The sequence below is a fragment of the Actinoplanes sp. NPDC051346 genome (genome assembly GCF_040682215.1).
Classification (GTDB): domain Bacteria; phylum Actinomycetota; class Actinomycetes; order Mycobacteriales; family Micromonosporaceae; genus Actinoplanes.
This window is the reverse complement of sequence record NZ_JBFBAJ010000007.1, coordinates 124,159-145,498: the sequence shown is the minus strand read 5'-3', so window position 1 is coordinate 145,498 and position 21,340 is coordinate 124,159. Positions and strand designations below refer to the sequence as shown.

17 protein-coding genes and 2 pseudogenes are annotated in these 21,340 nt (G+C 70.4%); 2 read left to right on the top strand and 17 right to left on the bottom strand.

All coding sequences use genetic code 11. The features are described 5' to 3' along the window. Positions 1-109: 109 nt before the first annotated feature. Complete coding sequence (locus tag AB0M36_RS19065) at positions 110-847, bottom strand: hypothetical protein (protein ID WP_364159633.1); 738 nt, start codon at positions 845-847, stop codon at positions 110-112. A 327-nt stretch (positions 848-1,174) separates the two neighbouring features. Here AB0M36_RS19065 and AB0M36_RS19060 point away from each other — a divergent pair, with 327 nt between their 5' ends. Next, positions 1,175-2,380: an arginine deiminase gene (locus AB0M36_RS19060; RefSeq protein ID WP_364159135.1), complete on the top strand. Its 1,206-nt coding sequence runs from the start codon at positions 1,175-1,177 to the stop codon at positions 2,378-2,380. A 163-nt stretch (positions 2,381-2,543) separates the two neighbouring features. On the opposite strand, the gene AB0M36_RS19055 is transcribed toward AB0M36_RS19060, so the two are convergent. From AB0M36_RS19055 to AB0M36_RS19010, 10 genes and pseudogenes are all read right to left on the bottom strand, one after another. Beyond that, the gene (locus AB0M36_RS19055; RefSeq protein WP_364159132.1) at positions 2,544-3,431 is read right to left on the bottom strand and encodes a DUF5926 family protein; all 888 of its coding nucleotides are present in this window, start codon (positions 3,429-3,431) and stop codon (positions 2,544-2,546) included. 81 nt (positions 3,432-3,512) lie between these two features. Next, complete coding sequence (locus tag AB0M36_RS19050; protein ID WP_364159129.1) at positions 3,513-4,934, bottom strand: ATP-binding protein; 1,422 nt, start codon at positions 4,932-4,934, stop codon at positions 3,513-3,515. A gap of 85 nt (positions 4,935-5,019) precedes the next feature. Continuing rightward, positions 5,020-5,820, bottom strand: a complete 801-nt coding sequence (locus AB0M36_RS19045; protein WP_364159126.1) for a glycerophosphodiester phosphodiesterase family protein — start codon at positions 5,818-5,820, stop codon at positions 5,020-5,022. Continuing rightward, positions 5,817-6,152 (bottom strand): rhodanese-like domain-containing protein, encoded by a 336-nt coding sequence (locus AB0M36_RS19040; protein ID WP_364159123.1) that lies wholly within the window; start codon positions 6,150-6,152, stop codon positions 5,817-5,819. The genes AB0M36_RS19045 and AB0M36_RS19040 overlap by 4 nt, the downstream gene beginning before the upstream one ends. A gap of 15 nt (positions 6,153-6,167) precedes the next feature. Then, entirely contained in the window at positions 6,168-7,355 is a 1,188-nt protein-coding gene (locus AB0M36_RS19035; RefSeq protein ID WP_364159121.1) for an LCP family protein, read from the bottom strand. 162 nt (positions 7,356-7,517) lie between these two features. Then, positions 7,518-8,768, bottom strand: coding sequence for an LCP family protein (locus AB0M36_RS19030; RefSeq protein WP_364159119.1), 1,251 nt, complete (start codon positions 8,766-8,768; stop codon positions 7,518-7,520). Positions 8,769-8,956: 188 nt separating this feature from the next. Beyond that, positions 8,957-9,922 (bottom strand): NAD-dependent epimerase/dehydratase family protein, encoded by a 966-nt coding sequence (locus tag AB0M36_RS19025; protein ID WP_364159117.1) that lies wholly within the window; start codon positions 9,920-9,922, stop codon positions 8,957-8,959. Between the two features lie 63 nt (positions 9,923-9,985). Further along, on the bottom strand, positions 9,986-11,662 hold the full coding sequence (locus tag AB0M36_RS19020; RefSeq protein ID WP_364159631.1) for a cation acetate symporter: 1,677 nt from the start codon (positions 11,660-11,662) through the stop codon (positions 9,986-9,988). Next, the gene (locus AB0M36_RS19015; protein WP_364159114.1) at positions 11,662-12,042 is read right to left on the bottom strand and encodes a DUF485 domain-containing protein; all 381 of its coding nucleotides are present in this window, start codon (positions 12,040-12,042) and stop codon (positions 11,662-11,664) included. The genes AB0M36_RS19020 and AB0M36_RS19015 overlap by 1 nt, the downstream gene beginning before the upstream one ends. Positions 12,043-12,153: 111 nt before the next feature. Continuing rightward, positions 12,154-12,711, bottom strand: a pseudogene (locus tag AB0M36_RS19010) (flavin reductase family protein); the annotation flags it as partial. 142 nt (positions 12,712-12,853) lie between these two features. Between AB0M36_RS19010 and trpS the strand changes: the two are divergent. Next, complete coding sequence (trpS, locus tag AB0M36_RS19005; RefSeq protein WP_364159112.1) at positions 12,854-13,879, top strand: tryptophan--tRNA ligase; 1,026 nt, start codon at positions 12,854-12,856, stop codon at positions 13,877-13,879. Here the strand turns inward: trpS and AB0M36_RS19000 are convergent. From AB0M36_RS19000 to AB0M36_RS18975, 6 genes and pseudogenes are all read right to left on the bottom strand, one after another. After that, positions 13,873-15,465, bottom strand: a complete 1,593-nt coding sequence (locus AB0M36_RS19000) for an ABC transporter permease (RefSeq protein ID WP_364159629.1) — start codon at positions 15,463-15,465, stop codon at positions 13,873-13,875. The genes trpS and AB0M36_RS19000 overlap by 7 nt on opposite strands. Then, positions 15,462-16,238, bottom strand: a complete 777-nt coding sequence (locus AB0M36_RS18995) for an ABC transporter ATP-binding protein (protein ID WP_364159110.1) — start codon at positions 16,236-16,238, stop codon at positions 15,462-15,464. Before AB0M36_RS18995 ends, AB0M36_RS19000 begins: the two co-directional genes overlap by 4 nt. 81 nt (positions 16,239-16,319) lie before the next feature. Next, positions 16,320-16,571: pseudogene (locus AB0M36_RS18990) on the bottom strand (hypothetical protein); the annotation flags it as partial. Positions 16,572-17,431: 860 nt separating this feature from the next. After that, entirely contained in the window at positions 17,432-19,057 is a 1,626-nt protein-coding gene (locus AB0M36_RS18985) for a cation acetate symporter (RefSeq protein WP_364159108.1), read from the bottom strand. Continuing rightward, a complete protein-coding gene (locus AB0M36_RS18980) occupies positions 19,054-19,545 on the bottom strand; it encodes a hypothetical protein (RefSeq protein WP_364159105.1) in 492 nt (163 codons plus the stop codon). Before AB0M36_RS18980 ends, AB0M36_RS18985 begins: the two co-directional genes overlap by 4 nt. An 81-nt stretch (positions 19,546-19,626) precedes the next feature. After that, entirely contained in the window at positions 19,627-21,180 is a 1,554-nt protein-coding gene (locus AB0M36_RS18975; protein ID WP_364159102.1) for a DUF4173 domain-containing protein, read from the bottom strand. Positions 21,181-21,340: the final 160 nt, after the last annotated feature.

The window sequence follows — 21,340 nt, the reverse complement described above, 5'->3', positions numbered from 1 at the left end:
CTGACTCCGGCCGGACCGGCGAGGTGAGTCCCACGGTCTCACATCTCGCGTGCCCGGCCGGCGTCGCTCGCGTCGACCTGCGACGGCGAGCGCTGCACTGGGAGGAACGTTACCTGCGGGCTGACGGCTTGTCAGCGGCCGTTTGGTCGCCTGTGTACCAGCGATAGTCCCCCGCCGGGCGGTACGGAGCGTTGGTCCAGGTGGCCGGGTGTTGTGCCACGGCGGAGAGTTTGCCAGCGGTGGCCGGCGAGATGCGGGCGCCGCCGGCGATCAGGAGGCGGTCAAGCTCCTTGTGGGTGGCGACGAGGCAGTCCTTCGGCAGGCCGTGGACGCTGATCACGCCGGAACCGACAAAGGCGAGCACGGGCGTCACCGGCACGGTCAGGCCGACGGCGGAGCTCATGGCGCGTCCGGCGCGTTTGGCGTCACGGCGCGCCTCCGCGACGTACCCGGGACGCTTGCCGTTGATCTGCACGACGTCCCCGGCGATCAGGACGCGGGCGCGGCCGTGGTCGGCGACCGTGACGGCGTAGACGCCGCCGGGGCCGATGGCGAGGAAACCGGCCCGGTCGTCGCTCGGGTCGTGCTCGTAGCCCTGCGAGTCGGTGCGGGGCCAGTCGACGATGTGCCAGGCGGGGCCGAGCCGGTCAAGGCGGGTCAGCGCGCGGGCGCCGGCGGCCTCGAGGCGGCGGGCCTCCCGTTCCGCGCGGCGGCGGCGGGCCCACTCGACGGGGCTGGGGCGGACCGGTTCGAGGGCTGCCGGCGGGAGGGTATGGCGAGGGTCGATGGCGGGGGCATGGGGACGATGGGGCACGGGCAGGGCGGGGCGTGCGGGGAAGACAGTCACTGCGACCTCCGGCAAAAGGTCCATCGGGCTCTCTTTCCACTACGGTAAGTGTCTGACCCGGTACTCAAGCAAGCCATCACGCCGGAAAGAAAGCGGAATGAGTGGGGATGAATGCCGCATTCACGCACAAGCTCTTTTTCCGTATGGTGCATCACGCGACCTAGGGCTCCCCTGGGATCCGAAACGTCCTCAAAACAAGTTAGCCCTCCCTTAGCTGTAGCGCATCCATGTCTCGGATCTTGGCGGAAGGTCACAGCATGGATGCGGACAGTAAGGACAAACTGGTCTCGTCGCCCGCCCGGTGCGCGAAGGTCATAGGCTCGAGCCGTGCCTCCTTACGTCGACAGTGAAGTCGCCCGGCTCGCCACCGTCATGCTGCACCGGCCTGGTGCGGAGCTCGCCCGGCTGACTCCCCGGAACAACGACTCGCTGCTCTTCGACGGGATCCCCTGGGTGGGCCGGGCGCAGGAGGAACACGACGCCTTCGCCCAGGCCCTGCGGGACCGGGGCGTCGAGGTGCTCTATCTCGGCAAACTGCTGGAGCAGACCCTCGCGGTCGTCGAGGCCCGCGCCGAGCTGACCCAGGGCGTCCTGGAAAGCCACCGGCTGGGTGACACCCTGCGGGAACGCGTCGCGGCACACCTGGCCGACCTCGGCCCCGTGGATCTGGCCCACGTCCTCATGGCGGGGCTGGCGCACGAGGAGGTGAAGCCCGGCCCCGGCCGCACCGGCGGGCTGGTCTACGAGCTCATGGACCGGCACGACTTCGTCATCGACCCGCTGCCCAACCTGCTCTTCACCCGCGACTCGTCGGTGTGGGTACGCGACCGCGTCGCCGTCACCAGCCTCGCCATGCCCGCGCGCGACCGGGAGACCACGCTGACCCGGGCGATCTACACCTACCATCCGCGATTCGCCGGCACGGAGCTGCTCTACACCCCCGGGCTCGAGCACGTGGAGGGCGGCGACGTGCTCCTGCTCGCCCCGAACGTGCTGGCGATCGGGGTCGGCGAACGGACGACCCCGGCCGGCGCCGAGCGGCTCGCCCGCCGGGTGTTCGCGGCCGGACTGGCCCACACCATCCTCGCGGTCCCCATCGCGCAGGAACGCGCCACGATGCACCTCGACACCGTCTGCACGATGGTCGACGTGGACGCCGTCGTGATGTATCCGAACATCGCCGACACGCTCCAGGCGTACCCGGTGACGAAGGGTCCCGACGATGAGCCCGTGGTGGGCCCGTCCCGGCCCTTCCTGGTCGCCGCGGCGGAGGCGATGGGCATCGACCGCCTGCGCATCATTGACACCGGGCTGGACCCGGTGACCGCCGAGCGCGAGCAGTGGGACGACGGCAACAACACCCTCGCGCTAGCGCCGAGGCTCTGCGTCGCCTACGAACGCAACGTCGAGACGAACGCCCAGCTCGAATGGGCCGGCATCGAGGTCATCGCCATCAGCGGCTCGGAACTGGGCTCCGGCCGAGGCGGCCCCCGCTGCATGTCCTGCCCCGTAGAGCGCGCTGCACTCTACTGATGGCCTCGCTCTACTGATGGCCTCGCCTGCGGCTCGGCGGGCACTGCGCCCCTGGAGGTCGTGGTGGAGGACACCGAAACGGACCACGGCAGAGAGCGCCTTGTCCGTTTCGGCGCCCTCCACCACGACGGGCGCAGTGCGACTCTGGTTACGGCCAGATCGTCTATCTGAGCGTTAGCTGGCGGCCGACCAGGCCTTGCTTGGCGCGGCGGGCGGCGCTGTCCAGCGGGCCGGTTTCGGCGAGGGTGTCCGAGTAGCGCTTGGAGAAGTCGGCGAGGGGTGCTTCCCAGTCGGCGCCTTCCGGCTCGCCTGGTACGTCCCAGACCGGCACCAGCAGGCCGTGGGCGCGGAACATGCCGGCGAACTTGGTGTCCTCGCCCAGGCGCAGCTCGCCCGCGGCGGAGAGCCGGGCGAGCGCGTCCAGCGCCTGGTCCTCCGGCTCGGGCAGGACCCAGCGGACGTGTGCCTTGTCCGGCACCCGGCACCAGTACGCCGCGTGGGCCGCCGCCAGCCGTACGGTCGGGTAGATCGACGCGTTCGCGCGCTCGAGGGACGCCTTCACGTTGGCGTCCTCGGCCTGGTCGGCGTCGAGCCAGTACTCGAAGCCGTCGTGCATGTCGATGGTGAGCGGCCCGTCGACGAGGATGTCCTGGAGGCGGGGGCCCTCGCCGGGCAGGGCGGGAACGGCCACGGTCGCGCCCGCCGGGGTGCGCAGCGCGCACAGGATCGCCTCGGCGATGTCGCGGGAGACGTCGCCTGACTGGATGTGCCGTTGGAGGCCGACGAAGATGCGGCCGTCCTGGCGGTTCATCGCGGGCCAGGCCATCGGCAGGACCGTGGAGAGGGTGACCGAACGGTCGCCGTACTCCTCGATGATCTCGGGTTTGAGGGTCAGCGGCGCGGAGGCGGCCGGGACCAGTTCGCGCAGGGCGATCCATTCGGTCTCGTCGGCCAGGCCCTCGAACGGCCGGGCGACGAAGACGTCACGCACCTTCTGACGCTTGGGCGCCGCGTCGGCGGCGGCTCGGGGGTTCTTTCGACGCTTGCTCACGGCGACCCAGCCTAGGCGGTGCCCGGCGGATCCGGGGTACGCGGCCCGCCCGTGTCCGCTTCGATCATGGAATCCGGTGGATCAGGCGCGGGGGAAACGCACTTCCGCCACCGTTCCGCCGCCATCGCGGGGGCGCAGGGACACCCAGCCGTGTTGGCGCTCGACGATCCGGCGCACGAGGTAGAGGCCGAGTCCCGTGCCGGCGCCGGAGGTGTCCTGCCAGTAGCGCTCGAACGCGCGCTCGACGTGTTCGGGACGGATGCCGATGCCACGGTCCGCCACCCGGAACGTCACCGTGCTGTCGTCGGCCGCCGTGGTCACCGTTACCTCGGTTTCCGCCGGGGAGTACTTGTCGGCGTTCGTGGCGAGCTCGGTGAGGATCGTGGCGAGCGAGTCGCGGTCGCCGAACGCCTTGGGAAGGTCGCCCGGCAGGTTCTCCAGGACCAGCCGCCGGCGTAGGCCGGTCGGTAGGGCGGCGGCCGCGGACCGCAGCGCCTCCACCAGGTCGAATGAACCGGGCGGCGAGCCGCCGATCTCGCCGTCGTCGCTGGTGGCCGACAGGAGCCGGTCCACCAGGCGGGCCAGCTCGCCGGCGCGGGCGCCGATCGCGCGGACGGCGTCCTGCCGTCCCTGGTCGCCGAGGGTGTCCCAGTGGTTCGTCAGTGTGTCGGCGTACCCCTTGATGACGGTGACCGGCGTGCGCAGCTCGTGGCTGGTGACCGCGACGAAGAGGTCGCGGTCCTCGTGGCGGCGGTCCTGGTCGGTCGAGTCGCGGAACGTGACGACGCGCATGGCCGCGGTGCGCGGGAGGTCGCCCGAGGTGACCATGAGCCGGCGACCCGACGGGAGGTGGTGCACCAGGACCTGGCCGGGCGGCGGCACCGGGAACGGCAGCTCGTGGTGCAGCGCCTCGGCGGTCGTCCGGCCGGTGAGCCGTTCCGCGGCCGGGTTCCAGAGTTGGACGACGCGGTCGCGGTCGACGACCGCCAGGCCATCGGCCAGGGCGGCCACCACCGGGCCGTCGCCGTGCACGGGGAGGCCGGCCTGCCTGCCGTACAGGTGGCCGGCGGTGGCGGCGAGCAGTTCGATGACGGCGTGGTGCTCCGGGCCCGGTTCGTCGCCGGCGCCGTAGGAGACGTAGAGCGAGCCGACGGTTGCGCCGCCCACCCTGCACGGTGTGCCGAGCACGTAACGCACGTCCGAGCCGTCGCCGCGGCCGGCGATCGCGTCGTCGACCGCTTCGAGCGGGAGGAACTGGGTCCGGTCGGTTTCGGGTACGGCGACCCGTCGGCCGAGGGCTCCGGCGCAGCCACCGCTGGCGGCGATGATCCGGCCGTGGTCGGGGCCGAATTCGGCGAAGCCGGCGCTGAGCGCGCCGAGGACATCCTGGGCGAGCTGGACGAGCCTTCCGAGCATGGCGAGGCCGGTGTCGCCCGTGCTGATCCGCTCGAGGAGCGCGACCTGCCCCCGCGTCATCGCGGCGTAGTCGGGTCGATCCGGCATGTCTGCGAGTGTGCCTCGCTTCCGGCCTTTTCGGCAGGCCGGAAGGCGTGGATCTTGGTGCTAACCGGGCCCGTAGTGGCTGGCATCACACTTCTGGTGCGTTGGTGAGCCGGTTGATCACGAAGCGTGGGCGGTCGGTGATGATCCCGTCCGCCCCTTGCGCCAGTACCGTCTCGAGATCGATCTCCTCGTTGACGGTCCACACGTACGTCTGTAGCCCCGCCGCGCGGAGCGTGGGTATCAGTCCGGGGCGTGCCCGGACCAGATTGATGCCGGGCCCCGCGATCCGGGCGCCGAACGGCAGCCGGCCGCGCCCGACGCCCGGAGGAAGGATCTCCACCAGATAGACGGTCGGGATGCCGGGCGCGAGCGCGCGGATCCGGCGCAGGGCGAGTGCCGCGAAGGACATGACCGTCACCTGTACGGGCAGATCCGGCGTCGGCTCGGCGAGCCCGTGCCGGTGCAGCGTCCGCACCAGCCTGCGTTCGACCTCGGCGCCGTAGCGCGTGGGGTGCTTCGTCTCGATCAGCAGCCGTACCTGGCGCCCCGATGCGCGGAGCTCCTCCAGCAGCCCGTCCAGGGTCAGCAGCCGGATGTGGTCCTCGAGCGGTTCCTCCAGCGCCGCCGCGGACGCGTGCCAGGAGCCGAAATCGAGCTCGTCGAGTTCCGCGAGCGTCTTCGCGCTGACCCGGCCGGTGCCGTTGCTGGTCCGGTCGAGCTTGCGGTCGTGGACGCACACGAGATGCCCGTCGCGGGTCAGCCGGACGTCGCATTCCACGCCGTCGGCACCCTCGTCGAGTGCCCGGAGGTACGCGGCGAGCGTGTGCTCGGGCAGCGCGTCCGCGCCGCCGCGATGCGCGAAGACGAGAGGCCGCCCGGGTGTCACAGGACGCGGGCCGGCTGACCGTTCTCGCTGACGACGTCGCGCCCGTCGGCGGCCCATGCCTGCATGCCGCCGTCGAGGTTGCGGACGTTGTCCCAGCCGTTGTTCATGAGATAGGAGACGACCTGGCCGGAGCGCCCGCCGGAGCGGCAGACCACCACGACCTCGGTGTCGTTCGGGATCTCGGCGACGCGCGCCGGGACCTCCATCATCGGCATGTGGCGGGCTTCCGGCGCGTGGCCGGCCTGCCACTCGTCGGGCTCGCGCACATCGAGCAGGAAGGCCGCGGGCTCGACCTGCGACGGCGTCACGCTGGGTACCTGTGGTCCGAACACGATCCCAGGGTAGAACTACTTCTCCTTGGCCACGACGTCCGGGTTGGCGAGGATGAACTCGGTGAGCTTGTCCCGCCTGACCGCCTCGTACATCTCCATGCTCTTGGGTGTGATCGATTCGCCGCCGGAGCCGTTGCCGGCGAAGGTGCCGTTGTTGGTGCGCAGCAGCACCATGTCGTTCGCCGCCACGCCCTTGAGGCCGAAGATGAAGTCCGCGACCGGGACATCGCCGGTGTCCAGCACGAACGCCTTGCCGGCCGCCTTGATCAAGTTGTTGACCTTGACCGGATTGGTCAGGACGCCGCTGCTCGCCGCCTTCTTGGCCATAGCCTTGATGAGCTGTTGCTGGTGCCGCTGGCGGTCGTAGTCGCCGTTCTTGAGGCCGTAGCGCTGGCGGGCGAAGTCGAGGGCCTCCCAGCCCTCCATGTCGCGGCAGCCCTTCTCGTGCCAGACTTCCTTCTTCGTGCCGCTCGCCTTGCGCGCGTCGGCGAGGTACAGCGGCTTGCCGTCCACCAGCATCATGTGCTTGGACTTGACCCGCTGGTCGACGCACATGTGCACGCCGTCGAGCGCGTCGATGACGCTCTTGAAGCCGTTGAAGTCGATGATCGCCGCGCCGTCGAAGGTCATTCCCGTGTTGGCCTTGATCGTCTGCGCCATCAGCTGCGCGCCGCCGGCCCATCCGCCGCCGTTCTGGGCGCCGTGGAAGAACACCTCGGTGGCCTTCGCCGTGCCGCCCGGATAGTTCGACTTGGGGAACGCCGGCACCTGCATCGTGGTGTCCCGGGGGATCGACACGAGGTAGGCCTGGTCGTGGCTGGCCGGGATGTGCAGGGCGATGATCGTGTCGGAGCGCAGGTCGTTGACGGCCCAGCGCTTACGGGCGTCGACGCCCATCAGCAGGATGTCGACCGGGCCCTTGATGTCGCCGCCGCCGTCGGCCGACCCCTTCTTGTTGTCGCCGAGCAGATTCTCTCGAGTCACCGAGCCGGTCGCGTTGCTGACCAGCCAGCGGGTGCCCGCGACGGTGGCACCGCTGACCATCATCAGCAGCGCGCCGAAGACGATCGTCAGCCTGGCCCAGAGCGGGTCCTTGAGCCTCGTGGGCTTGGCCGGGGTGCCGGCCGGGGTTCCGGTGCGTTGGGTGCCACGGCTGCCATCCCGATCCGACGACGGAGGACGTCGGGTGGTATGGACGGTCATGCGCTCTCCAAGCGATCGGGTTCGACGGCGGAAGTCACTGTACGTTCAACTTCGATCTCAAGCGAGACCTGCTCTGTCTCCGTGACGTACACGCGCCGTCAACACAACGACGCGGGTTGGCGATTGCCGCCGACCCGCGTCGTTTGACCGAATTTACAGGATTCAGCCGCCCGCTTGGTTCGACGGCTTCTTGCTGTTCGCCGTCAGCCACTCGTCCATCTTGTCGGCAGCCATCGCCTGGTATAAAGCGAGAGCCTTCTCCCGGTCGGAGACCACGACGCTCTGTCCCTCGATGGTCTCGCTGCCCTTGTTGGGGCTCGTGATGAACTTGAGCTTGTCGCCGCGCAAGTTGCGGAACTGCAGCGCCATGTCGGTCAACGAGAAGTCCTTGTCGGCGGTGATCGCCTTGGTGACCGCCTTGAGGAAGCTGTTCAGCTTCGCCGGGTTCGTCAGCGTCCCGGTGCTGGCGGCCTTGTCCATCAGCGCCTTGAGGAACTCCTGCTGGTGCTGCATCCGGGCGAAGTCGCCGCGGGCGAACTGCTTGCGCTGGCGGACCCAGTCGAGGGCCTCGGCGCCGTCCATGTGCATCGTGCCCTTGGTGAACTTCCGGTACGGCTTGTGGATCGACTCGATGGTCTGCTCCACCTTGAGGTCCACGCCGCCGAGCGCGTCGGTGACCTCCTTGAAGCCGCCGAAGTCGATCGCGAGCACGTGGTCCAGGCGCACGTCCGTCAGGCACTCGACCGTCCGGACCGCCCGCGGCAGCCCACCGAAGGCGAACGCGGCGTTGATCTTCGCCCGGCTGCCGGTGCCGCAATCGGCGTCGTTGGACTCCGGCACCTGCACCCACAGGTCCCGGGGGATCGACACGAGCTGCGCCGAGGCATGGTCCGCCGGGATGTGCATGATGATCATCGTGTCGGCGCGCCACTGGTTGGACGCGTCCTTGATGGCGTCCGGGTCCCGCGAGTCGCTGCCGACCAGCAGCAGGTTGACCGCGCCGTCGACCGTCTTGACCGGCCGGCCGTTGGTGATATCGGAGAACGCGTCCGTGCGCTTGAGGTCGTCGTTGAGCCCGTTGGCGTAGCCATAGAGCGTGATGCCCGCGACCAGGCCGATCACGATGATCGCCGCACCGGTCACGAGGGCGATGCGCCCCCAGCGCGGCTTGCGCCTGCCCTTGTAGGGCCGCCCGCCCGGTCCTCGCGGCGGTCCGCCCGGTCCCCCACCGGCGCCACGCGGGAAGTCGTCGAAGCCGTCGACGGACGTGCGGCCGGCGGGCCGGGCACTGCCGTACGAGTTGCCGCCCCCGGGCCACGGGCTTGCCGCGGGACGCTCGCCGTAGGTGCGGCCGGTGCCGGGGCGATTGTTGCCCACGCGGCCGGAGGGGCCGGGTACCGAGGCGCGGTTCATGGCGCCCGGCATACCCGCGGAACCCGGCGTCGAAGCCCGGCCGGCAGGGCTACCCCAAGGGGACGAGATCGCAGACATGACTCCAGATTACGTACCCGCAACCAGGCAAAGCGTGCATCAACACCGGGTCGGCACGATTGGAGGAGGCAATTACCGTTCGTAAATCGTTCACTACTGCGTCAAATTCGCTAGTTTGCGAAGAACTCGATCGTCCGGCGGAGCCCCTCTTCCGGCGTGACCCGCGGCTCGTAGCCGAGCAGGGTGCGGGCGAGGGTGAGGTCGGGGCGGCGCTTCTCCGGGTCGTCCGCCGTACGCTCGACCAGCTCGACGCGGGACGAGCTGCCGGACAGCTTCACGATCAGCTCGGCCAGGTCCAGCATCGTCGTCTCGTGCTCGGTGCCGCAGTTGATCGGTCCGGTCTCGGTCGAGTCGAGCAGCAGCAGGATGCCGCGCACCAGGTCGTCGACGTAGGTGATGGACCGGGTCTGCGTGCCGGTGCCGTGCACGGTGATCGGTGCGCCCCGCAGGGCCTGCGAGATGAAGGTCGGGATGGCCCGGCCGTCGTCCGGCCGCATGCGGGGACCGTAGGTGTTGAAGATCCGCACGATGGCCGTGTCGAGCCCGTGGAACCGGTGGTACGCCATCGTGGCGGCCTCGGAGAAGCGCTTCGCCTCGTCGTAGACGGCGCGGACGCCGGTCGGGTTGACGTTGCCCCAGTAGCTTTCCGGCTGCGGGTGGACGGCCGGGTCGCCGTACGCCTCGGAGGTCGAGGCCATCAGGAAGCGGGCCGAATCGGCGACCGCGCGGTCGAGCAGCGCCAGCGTGCCGGCCGAGCCGACCTTAAGGATCTCCAGCGGCAGCTTGGCGAAGTCGGTGGGGCTGGCCGGGGAAGCCATGTGCAGGATCGCGTCGAACCGCTCGGCCAGCGCCGGATGGGCCGGCAGGCCCGCGGACACGTCCGCCTCGACGAGGGTGAACCGAGGCTCGGAGGCGAGGTGGGCGACGTTGTCCTTCGAGCCGGTGACGAAGTTGTCGAGGGCGACGACGGTGCAGCCCCTGGCGAGGAGGGAGTCCACGGCGTGCGACGGCACGAAGCCGGCCCCGCCGCTGACCAGGATCCGATGTCCGTCGCCGAAGCGCTGCTCTACTGCCATAAGGGCCACTTTAGGCGAAGGGGCCGGCGCGCAAGTCGCGCCGGCCCCTGACGTTCGCGGCCGTCAGTGCGCTCCGTGGCCGGTAAGGGACCGGACCTCGAGCTCCGCGTACTTGTCGGCGTCGGTCTCCTTCGAAATCACGGTGCCGATCCAGCCGCAGAGGAAGCCGATCGGAATCGAGATGATGCCCGGGTTGGACAGCGGGAACCAGTGCCAGTCCGAGGTCGGGAACATCGCCGTCGGCGAACCGGACACCACCGGCGAGAAGAACACCAGCAGCACTGCGGCGCCGAGGCCGCCGTAGATCGACCACAGCGCTCCGGAGGTGTTGAACCGCTTCCAGAACAGGCTGTAGAGGATCGCCGGCAGGTTGGCCGACGCCGCCACCGCGAAGGCCAGCGCCACGAGGAACGCCACGTTGAGGCTCTGGGCGAAGATCGACAACACGATCGCGACCGCCCCGATCACGAACGCGGAGATGCGGGCCACCCGCACCTCGTCGCGCTCGCCCGCCTGACCACGCTTGATCACGCTGGCGTAGAAGTCGTGCGCCACACTCGACGACGACGCCAGGGTCAGGCCGGCCACCACCGCCAGGATCGTGGCGAAGGCGACCGCTGCGATGATCGCCAGCAGCACCGCGCCGCCGGTCTCGCCGCCGAGGTAGTCGATGCCGAGCGCCTGGGCGAGCTGCGGCGCGGCCGTGTTGCCCGCCTTGTCCTGCGCGGTGATCGCCGAGCCGCCCACGAGGGCCGCCGCGCCGAAGCCCAGCGCCAGGGTGAACAGGTAGAAGGTGCCGATGATGCCGATCGCCCAGAGCACGCTCTTGCGGGCCACGCGGCTGGTCGGCACCGTGTAGAAGCGGGTGAGGATGTGCGGCAGGCCGGCCGTGCCCAGCACCAGCGCGATGCCCAGCGAGAGCAGGTCCATCTTGCTGTAGAAGGTGGTCGCGGCGCTGGCGGTCTCGACCCCGTATCGCAGGCCGGGCTCCAGGAACGCCGCGCCCTTGCCGGACCGCTCGGCGGCGTCGCCGAGCAGCGCCGACAGGTTGAACTTGTAGTGCGCCAGCACCAGCAGGGTCATCACCAGCGCGCCGGTCATCAGCATGAACGCCTTGACGATCTGGACGTAGGTGGTGCCCTTCATGCCGCCCACCACGACGTACACGATCATCAGAGCGCCCACGAGGATGATCGTGGCGACCTTGGCGGTGGCGGCGTCCATGCCCAGGAAGGTCGTGTCGGCCTTGATGCCCAGCAACAGGCTCACCAGCGCACCGGCGCCGACCATCTGGGCGATCAGATAGAAGATCGACACCACGATGGTGCTGACGGACGCGGCCGTGCGGACCGGGCGCTGGCGCATCCGGAACGCCAGCACGTCGGCCATCGTGTAGCGGCCGGAGTTACGCAGGAACTCCGCGACCAGCAGCAACGCGACGAGCCACGCCACGAGGAAGCCGATCGAGTAGAGGAAGCCGTCGTAGCCGTACAGGGCGATGAGGCCCGCGATGCCCAGGAAGGACGCCGCCGACATGTAGTCGCCGCCGATCGCCATGCCGTTCTGGAAGCCGGAGAACTGGCGGCCGCCGGCGTAGAAGTCGGTGGCCGTCTTGGTCTGACGGCTGGCCCAGACGGTGATCCCGAGGGTGATCGCGACGAAGACCAGGAAGAGCGTGATGGTCAGGGTGCGGCTCGTCGAGGTCGATGCCTCGGCCGCGAGCCGGACGTGGGACTCGATCACTTCGCCGCCTCCGTGTCCGTCGTGGTGGCCTCCGGCTTGCGGGCGGCGGGAACGGCCGTGCCGGCCAGCTCGTTGCCGATCTTGTCGGCGATCGGGTCGAGCTCTCGCGCGGCGTAGCGCGAGTAGTACCAGGCGATCAGGAACGTCGAGACGAACTGCAGCAGGCCGAGGAGCAGGGCGACGTTGATGTTGCCGACCAGCTTCACGGACATGAAACCGCGGGCGTACGCGGACAGCAGGACATACAGCGCGTACCAGAGGAAGAACGCGACCGTCATCGGGAAGACGAAGTTGCGCAGTTTCCGGCGTAGCGCGGAGAACTCGGCGGAGCGCTGGACCTCCAGGTATCTCTCGGCCGGGGTCGCATCGGTCGTCAACGGGCTCACCACCTTTTATGTGGGGTTCAGGTCTTCGAGCACCGTACGAACGGGAAGCGATCGAAATAGGCCGCTGGTCGGCGGGTGCGCCGAGCGGCTGCCGGGGTGCGCCTATCGGTCAAGCCGCCGGTAACGGCCGCGGAAGTGCAGCAACGGCCCCGGGTCGGTCTCGTCACCGAGGACCACGGTCTCGATCGTGGCCTCGATGAGCTTTGCCCATCCGTACGGGCGTTCCGCGTCAATCAGGCAGCCCGCCCAGGTCCCGGCCCACCCGGGAACCGGGCCGAACGGGGTCTCGATCCAGTCGCCGCCCGCGAACAGCCCGCCGGGAGCCGGCATCAGCCCGGCAAATTTGTCGGAGAGTTGCTCGTTGCCGGGGCCGAGTGGAGTAACGGCGAATCGCCGCGCTGCCATGGCGGCGTCGAAGAAGTCACTTTCCTCGTCGACGAGGCCGAGCACCCGGCCGGGATCGCCGTCGGCGACGAGCATGGAGGAGACGGTGAGCCCGGCCGGGCCGGGAGCCGTCCAGAGCGTGACGGGCGCGGCCAGCCGTCCGCGGAGCCGTCGGATCGGCGACTTGTCCTGATCCGGCGTGGCGAAGGGGTCGGTGGAGTGGATATGGACTCCGGGCTCAGGATTCACGTGAAACATTCTGCCGGTGCACGCCCGGTAGGGTGGTCGGTGTGAATACCGTGCGCGTGCAGAGCTGGTGGTCGTCCTAGGGACGGCTACCCCTTCGCGCTCGGGCCGTCCGTTCGGACGGCCCGTTCTGCTTTCCGCGGGGCCGTCCGGCGACCCTGAGGAGACAGAGATGATCACCACGACCACTCCGCTCGAGGCACGCATCGCCGCCGCCCCGCGCGACTTCCGCGTGCTCACCGGCGACCGGCCGACCGGCCCGCTGCACCTCGGCCACTACTTCGGCACCCTGCGGAACCGGGTCGAGCTTCAGCGGCGCGGCGTCGACATGTTCGTCATCGTCGCGGACTACCAGGTGCTGACCGACCGGGACGTGGCGGACCGGCTGGGAGAGACCGTCGACGGGCTCGTGCTCGACTATCTGGCCGCCGGGCTGGACCCGGATCGGGCCACGATCTTCGCGCACAGCGCCGTGCCCGCCCTCAACCAGCTGCTGCTGCCGTTTCTCAGCCTGGTCACCGTGCCTGAGCTGCAACGGAACCCGACCGTCAAGGACGAGATCCTGCACTCGCGGCAGAGCTCGGTCAGCGGACTGATGTTCACCTACCCGGTGCATCAGGCCGCGGACATCCTCTTCTGCGGGGGCAACCTCGTGCCGGTCGGGCAGGACCAGCTCCCGCACATCGAGGTCACGCGTACGGTCGCGCGGCGCTTCAACGAGCGGTACGGCCCGGTCTTTGCCATTCCGGAGGGGCTGCTTAGCAACGCCCCGCTACTGGCGGGCACCGACGGTCGAAAGATGAGCAAGAGCCGTGGCAACGCGATCGCGCTGTCCGCGACCCCGGACGAGACGGCACGGCTGGTCCGATCGGCGACCACCGACGCCGACCGGCACATCACGTACGACCCGGAGCGCCGGCCGGGAGTCTCCGGGCTGGTCCAGCTCGCCGCGCTCTGCCTGGGCCGGGATCCGCACGACGTCGCGGCCGAGGTCGGTGGGGCCGGGGCGGCCGCGCTCAAGCGGATGGTCACCGACGCCGTCAACGAATTCCTGGCTCCGATGAGGGAGCGGCGGGCGGCGTACGCGAAGGATCCGGATTTCGTGCGATCGGTCCTCCGAGCGGGAAACGCCCGGGCGAACACGATCGCGGATCAGACCCTGCGGAAGGTGCGGGAGGCGATGGGCACGGTCTATTGAGCGGCGCTCACCGTGGCGAGCAGTTCGGGCATCCGCCGATCCAGCATGGGGCCGGTCAGGCGGAGCCCGATCGCGAACGCCGCCGCGCCGTAACCCACGCCGATCGGGAGCCCCAGCCACAGCCAGGCGTCCCCCAGTAGCCACGAGCCCAGCAGCAGCGGCGCGGTCGCGAGTGCCGTGCCGAACAGCGCCCCGATGCTCAGCAGGCCCTTCGCCATGCCGCCGCCGGAGGACATGGCGAACGGGTTGACGGTGTCGGGCAGCGGGTACGCCGCGCCCACCGAGACCGGCAGCACGATCGCGAGCCCCACCGCGAAGGCGGCCACGAGCGTGCCGAACAGGGCCGGAATCTCCTGCGGCCGGTTCGTCACCCCGCCCACCACCAGCGTGATCGCGACCAGGGCCGGCCCGGCGTACACGGTGAAGCCCGCGACCCGCGACGTCAGCTCGACGCGCCCGGGGACGCCGGCCACGACGTTGGCCGCGTAGGCGCTGCCCTCGAAGCCGAACTGGTTGGCCAGCGTGGCCGCCGCGAGTGCGCCGACGAAGATCAGCATTCCTGTCGGTGTCGTGGAGGACTCGCTGCCCAGCGTGACGAACACCGGCAGGAAGACGCCGATGACGAAGAACGTGATCAGGCTGGCGCGCCGCCGGGTCTCGCGCCACCAGTAGCGCACCTCCCGCGCGGTCAGCGCGCCGAACCGGTTGGCGGGCAGCCAGCGAGGCACGAGCTCGGCCACCGCCCCGCGCCGCGAGGCCGCCCGCTGCCGCGCACCTCCGGCGCCGGCCGCGCCGAGCATGGCCTTCTCCACCGTCGCGGACCACCACCACAGCAGCACGCCGAGCGTGGCCAAGACCATGACGAACTTGACGGGTACGGCCCAAGCACGGCCCGCCGCCACATCGAGACCCACGCTGTAAGGCGCGCCGAACGGCGTCCACGCGACCACGTCGGCGACTACGCCGAACCGGCCCCAGTCGGCGTACTGCGCGCCGGCGAGCGCGGCGATCTGCAGCGGGCCGATCAGCGCGGTCGTGCCCGCGAGCAGCACGGTCGCCAGATCCCGGGCCCGGCGGCTCCGCAACGCGGTGGCGAAGGCGCTGGTCACCGCCCGGCTGATCGCCACGCACAGCAGCAGTCCGGACGCCACCCCCGCCAGCGCGGTCAGCGCCGCGGCCGGGCCGCCGAGCCGGGCCGCCGCGTGCACCACGCCCAGAGTGGCGACGAACGTGGCTAGGGCGGGCAGGCCGACCAGCGACGCCACCAGCAGACCCTTGATCAATGTGGGTCGGCGCAGTGGCAGGAGCGCGAACCGGGCCGGGTCGAGCGACTCGTCAACGCCGAACAGCAGCAGCGGCACGAACAACCAGCTCAGGACGATGAGGGCACCGCCGAGCGGGGTGACGATCTCGGCCGCGCGTTGCTTCTCGAGCAGACCGGGAAGGCAGAAGATGATGTAGCCGGTAAATGCTCCGAAGAGGCCGAACAGGGCGCCGAGCACGAACATGACCACTCGCCACGACTGGCCACGCAGGCCGTTGGCGGTCAGCCGCAGCTTCAGCCGAACGAAGTGGTGGGCCTTCACAGCCACGCGAGTTCCGAGCCGGTCGCCGTGCGTCCGCCGACTACCTCGACGAACACGTCCTCCAGCGAGCGGTCGCCGCGGACCTCGGCCAGGGTGCCGCGCACCCGGATGGCGCCATCCGCCATGATCGCGACGTGGCTGCACAGCCGCTCGACGACCGCCATGACGTGGCTCGAGAAGACCACGGTGCCGCCGCCGGCCACGTACCGGTGCAGGATGTCGCGGATCAGGGCGGCCGAGACCGGGTCGACGGCCTCGAACGGCTCGTCCAGCACCAGCAGGCGCGGCGCGTGCAGCAGCGCGCAGGCGAGGCCGATCTTCTTCTTCATGCCGGCGGAGTAGTCGACGACGAGGGTGCGGTTGCCCGTGCCCAACTCCAGCACGTCCATCAGCTCGGCGGCGCGCCGGTCGACATCGCCGGCGTCCATGCCGCGCAGCAGCCCGTGATATGCGAGCAGTTCGGTGCCGGTGAGCCGGTCGAAGAGGCGTACGCCGTCGGGCAGGACGCCGATCCGGGCCTTCGCCGCGATCGGGTCGGCCCATACGTCGTACCCGAGGACCCGGGCCTGTCCCGCGTCGGGCCGCAACAGACCGACCGCCATGGACAAAGTCGTGGTTTTGCCGGCGCCATTGGGACCGAGCAGGCCGAAGAAGGAACCCGCCGGGACGTCGAGGTCAATTCCGGCAACCGCGACCTTTGTTTCAAATCGCTTTACGAGACCGTGCAATGCCAACGCGGATTCGGGGTGAGTGCGCTGGTGGGGGACGGTCATAGCCCGAGAACTTAGCGGTTACTAAGCGGCCCGGGCCACCCCCGTTGGTGGTCCGGGCCGCTTCTCGCGCCGATACGAGGCTTATCCAATGCGTTCGATCACGGCACGTCGGATGAGGTTTTTGCCCGGCTCGCGAACCTGTTCGAACGCGGCGTTGTTGAGCAGGACGCAGCTGCCGGACGGGGAGGCGACCTTGACGGTGGTGCTCTTGTTGTTGTCCAGGTTGGTCACCTTGAGGGTGGTGCCGATCGGGAAGTCACCGCTGGAGGCGGCGGGGGCGCCGGCCTCGCCGGAGAGAGTGACCGTCGAGCCCTTGCAGACGACCTCGCCGGCGCCGCCCTGACCCTGGCCCTGGCCGTTGCCCTGACCCTGACCCTGACCCTGGCCTTGACCGTTGCCCTGGCCCTGGCCTTGACCGTTGCCCTGGCCCTGGCCCTGGCCCTGGCCGTTGCCCTGGCCCTGGCCCACGCGCTCGATTACGGCGCGTCGGATGAGGTTTTTGCCCGGCTCGCGAACCTGCTCGAACGCGGCGTTGTTGAGCAGGACGCAGCTGCCGGACGGACCCGCCACCTTGACGGTGATGCTCTTGTTGTTGTCCAGGTTGGTCACCTTGAGGGTGGTGCCGACCGGGAAGTCACCGCTGGTCGCGGCGGGGGCGCCGGCCTCGCCGGAGAGGGTGACCGTCGAGCCCTTGCAGACGACCTCGCCGGCGCCGCCCTGGCCTTGACCGTTGCCCTGGCCCTGGCCGTTGCCCTGGCCCTGGCCCTGGCCCTGGCCGTTGCCCTGACCCTGGCCCTGCGGCTGAGCCTGCACGTCGCCGGAGCAGCCGGCGGCGGCGCGGCGCTGGTTGATGAGGTCCACGACGGCCTGCCGGTTCGCGATCCGGGCCTGTGACTGCGAGTCGGGGTTCGCCTTCTGGCCGGCGATGAAGTTCAGGTTGTTCTGAAGGGCGGTGTCCAGGCCGGCGCAGCTCTCACCCGCGCTGCTCATCCCCGTGCTGACGGCGAAGGCGCCGCCGGCGAGGGCCGCGGCGGCGACGCCGATCAGCACCTTGCGGGTCCGGCCGGTCATTCTGCTTTTCCGGTACATGCACCGCTCCTTCTCGTTCGACGAGCTGCCCCGTAGCAGCATCGTGTTATACGGAGGGTCGGCGTCGCAGAGTTCAGATAACTTTCTTTATATTTCCTAAAGCTTCAGAGCCGGAGCGATTCAGGAGCGTGCAATCGCAGCATGGTCGCGCCGATATCCTGCGGTATACGGCGTTTCGTCAGCAGGGATCCCCCGACCATTACGGCGAAAGCCAGCGGCACGGTCCACGCGGCAGGCTGTCCGATCAACTCCCCCGGCCAACCGTCCAGCGGTGAGCCCATCACTGTCAGTAGCGCCGCGGCCATGGCCGCGCCGCCGCCCGCCAGGATCCCGGCCGCCGCGCCGACGTCTGTCAGCCCCCGCCACCAGATGCCCAGCACCAGCAGCGGGCAGAAGCTCGAGGCCGCGACCGCGAAGGCGAGTCCCACCACCCGCGACACATCCATGTCGGCCACATAGAGCGACAACGCCATGGGTACGACCGCCGCCAGCACGGTGGCAAGGCGGAAGTCCCGCACGGATCCGCCACGATCGGCGTGCAGGACGTCGGTGAAGACCACTCCCGCGACGCTGGTCAGCAGGCCCGACGACGTGGACAGGAATGCGGCCAGCGCACCTGCGGTCACCAGGGCCCCGAGGAACTGGCCCAGGTGTCCCCCGCCCAGCGCGGCCTCCGGCAGCACCAGCACCACGGCATCCGTGCGCCCGGTCATCAGCAAATGTGGCGTGTAGACGCGTCCCAGGACGCCGTACAAAGTCGGCAGCAGGTAGAAGAGCCCGACCAGGGCCAGGACGACGAGGGTCGTGCGCCGAGCCGACGCGCCGTCCGGATTGGTGTAGAAGCGAACCAGGACGTGCGGCAGCCCCATCGTGCCCAGGAACGTCGCCAGGATCAGCGAATACGTCGCGAACAGGCCCTCGTCGCCGCCCGGCAGCAGCCAGTCCAGCCCGCGGTTGTCGTCGACCGAGCTGACGCGGGGCACCGGGTCGCCCGCCGCGAAGCTCAGTTCCTCACCCGCGCGCACCCGGACCGAGCCGTCCAGCAGGGCGTCCTGCTCGATCACGACGGTCGTCGCCGCCGAGAAGACCGGGCCGGACGGCGGCGTGACGGCCGGGCGTCCGTCCGACTGCCACTGCAACGCCAGGAAGATGACGGGTACGGCCAGAGCGGTGAGCTTGAGCCAGTACTGGAACGCCTGCACGAAGGTGATGGCCCGCATCCCGCCGAGGGCGACGTTGGCGGTGACGACGATGCCGACCAGCAGCGCGCCCCACTCGTACCGGCCGCCGGTGACCGTGGTGAACGTGAGGCCCGCGCCCTGCAACTGGGGCAGCAGGTAGAGGCAGCCGATGAAGACGACGAAGACGGTCGCCAGGCGGCGCAACAGCGGCGACCGCAAACGGACCTGGCAGAAGTCGGGCAGGGTGAAGGCCCCGGACCGGCGCAGCGGTGCCGCCACGAACAGCAGCAGGGCCAGATAGCCGGCGGCGAATCCGACCGGATACCAGAGGACGTCGACGCCGTAGCGCAGCACCAGGCCCGCGACTCCGAGGAAGGAGGCGGCGGAAAGGTACTCGCCGCCGATCGCGGCGGCGTTCCAGGCCGGGCTCACCGATCGGGAGGCCACGAGGAAGTCCGACGTGGTCCGGGCGAACCGCAACCCGTACGCGCCGATGCCGACCGTGACCAGGACGACCACGACCAGCCCCGGCACGACGTACGGGTTCACCCCTCGGGCCTGCGGATGACGGCGGTGAAGTCCTGCTCGTTGCGTTCGGCCCAGCGCACGTAGGCCGCGCCCACGACGACCAGGAATGGAAAGGACAGGAATCCCAGCAGCACCCACGGCAGGTTGACGCCAAAGACCTTGGCCTGGCCCACCGCGGGCGCCACGGCGAACAGCAGCGGCAGTGCACCCAGCCCGGCGGCGACGACCAGGCTCAGCCGGATCGCCAGTGCGAGCTGGGCCCGCACCAGGCCCTTCACCAGCGCCTCGCCGACGGGCGTCTGCTCGGCCAGATCGGCACGAGCCGGGTCGTAGGCGAACCGGCGCGCCGGATCCGAGCCGGCGCGCCGGTGCGGGTCGGACCCCGGGCGGCGGCTCGGTTCCGGGATCAGGCGGCGGGCTGGTTCCTGGACCGGGCGGCGGGCCGCGGCCTCGCCGAGCACGACCCGGGTGCGTGGCGGTTTGCCGGTCGCACCCGGGACGTCGTTCATGACCGGCAGTCTTGCCGCTCCGGCGACAAAGTCAAGGCGTCTCACCGGGGCGGCTCGCCGGGGTCGTCTTACCAGGTCGTCTCACCGGGTCGTCGGCTGAGAGCCCAGACACCCTCGGTTCATCGTCACCGGCTTCTTCGCCAGCAGGTCGCGGGCCTGCCACCGGCCCAGGTTCCAGCCCCGCCAGTCGTCCGGGTCGACGTTCATGTCCAGAGCGATCGGCCCCAGTGCACAGTCTCGCGAGGATCCGTCGAGCCGGTCGAGTGCCGGCACCGCGTCCGGGGAGAGCTGGGACAGGTACGAGGTGTCGAGTTTGCCGGTCTTCTCGTACCGGGTGACGTTGTGGTCGGCGATGAGGCGGTCGGGGTTGGCCGCGGCGAGGCCGAGCAGGGCAAGGACGCCCACGGCCACCACGGTGCGGGGCAGCCACGCCGCCCGCAGCCGTACGCCCGCACCGAGCACGAGCAGGAAGACGACGCCCAGCCACAGTTCGCAGAGCGCTACCAGGACACGCAGGCGAGTCAGGCCGTACGTGTCGGCGTAGAGGTCCATGCGGTGCAGCGCCGACGCCTCGATGACGAGCGTGAGCACGGCGAGGGTGCCGAGCACCGCGCGGATCAGCACCCGGTCGGCGCGCGTCTCCCGGGGCGCCCACCGGGCCGCGCCGGCCAGCACGGGCAGGGTGAGACCGGTGACGACGAGCAACTGCCAGAAGCCGCTGCGGGCGTACTCGGCGTAGGTGAGGCCTTCGGCCAGTACATGGCGCGCGCCTCCGAAAAGGACGGTCAACTGCACGCCGACGAAGAGCGCGAAGAGCAGGACGAGCAGGGACAACGGGATCGCCCATTCGAGCCGGGTCACGCGGCGGCCCGTGCCGGACGATTCCGGCAGGTCCGGCGGCGCGGCCCGCAGGAACGCGGCACCACCCAGCGCGAACGTCGCCACCGCGAAGACGAAGATCCACCTGGTGACCGTCGCGGCGCCGATGTCGGGCACGACCGAGGTGACGATGCGGGCGAAAGCCGCGTCCGCCGAGGCGAACAGCGATCCGAACACGATGAGCAGTGCCAGCGAGACGACGACAGTCGCGGCGAGCCGCGAGCGGCCGCCGCCCTGCTGTTGCCGGGTCAGGCTTCGCGTGAGCCAGAGCTGTGCTCGCAGCCCGGCGAAGGGAGCCAGGATCACCGCGAGGGTCATGCCGCGGGCCGAGCGACCGCCCGCGACGGCGAGGATGCCGGTGAACAGCGCCGTGGCGAGGCAGAGCAGGAACAGCCAGCCGGCGGCGCGGAAGGTGCCGACGGTGAGCAGGGCGACGGTAGCCGCCGACCAGAGAAATCGGATGGGGCCCAGCGTCCGGGGGCGCCAGGTCACCAGCGGCTCGGGCGCGGTGGGACCGGGCTTCGCCGGCCAGGCCCGCGCGACGATCAGCGCCACGACTCCCGCTATGGCGGCGACGGCCCAGCCGATTCCCGCGCGGTCCAGGGGTATGGCGAGCGCCGCGACGACGGCAGCCGAGATGATCGAGGCGGTGGCCGCGGGCGAGGCGGGCCGACCGGGGCCCGGCCACCGGCGACCGAAGAGTGACCTGTGCGCCCACGGGCCGAAGAGCGGCGCTACGACGGCAGCCGGCCGCATACCCCCGGCAGGACCAGCGGCAAGCACCGGCGCTCCAGCGGCCGCAGCCGGAGACGCCGCCGGCCCCGAGGGCCCGGGCGCGGCGGGAGACGCCGCCGGCCCCGAGGGCCCGGGCCCGGCGGGAGATGGTCCCGCAGGCGCAGGCGCAGCCGCGGCGGTG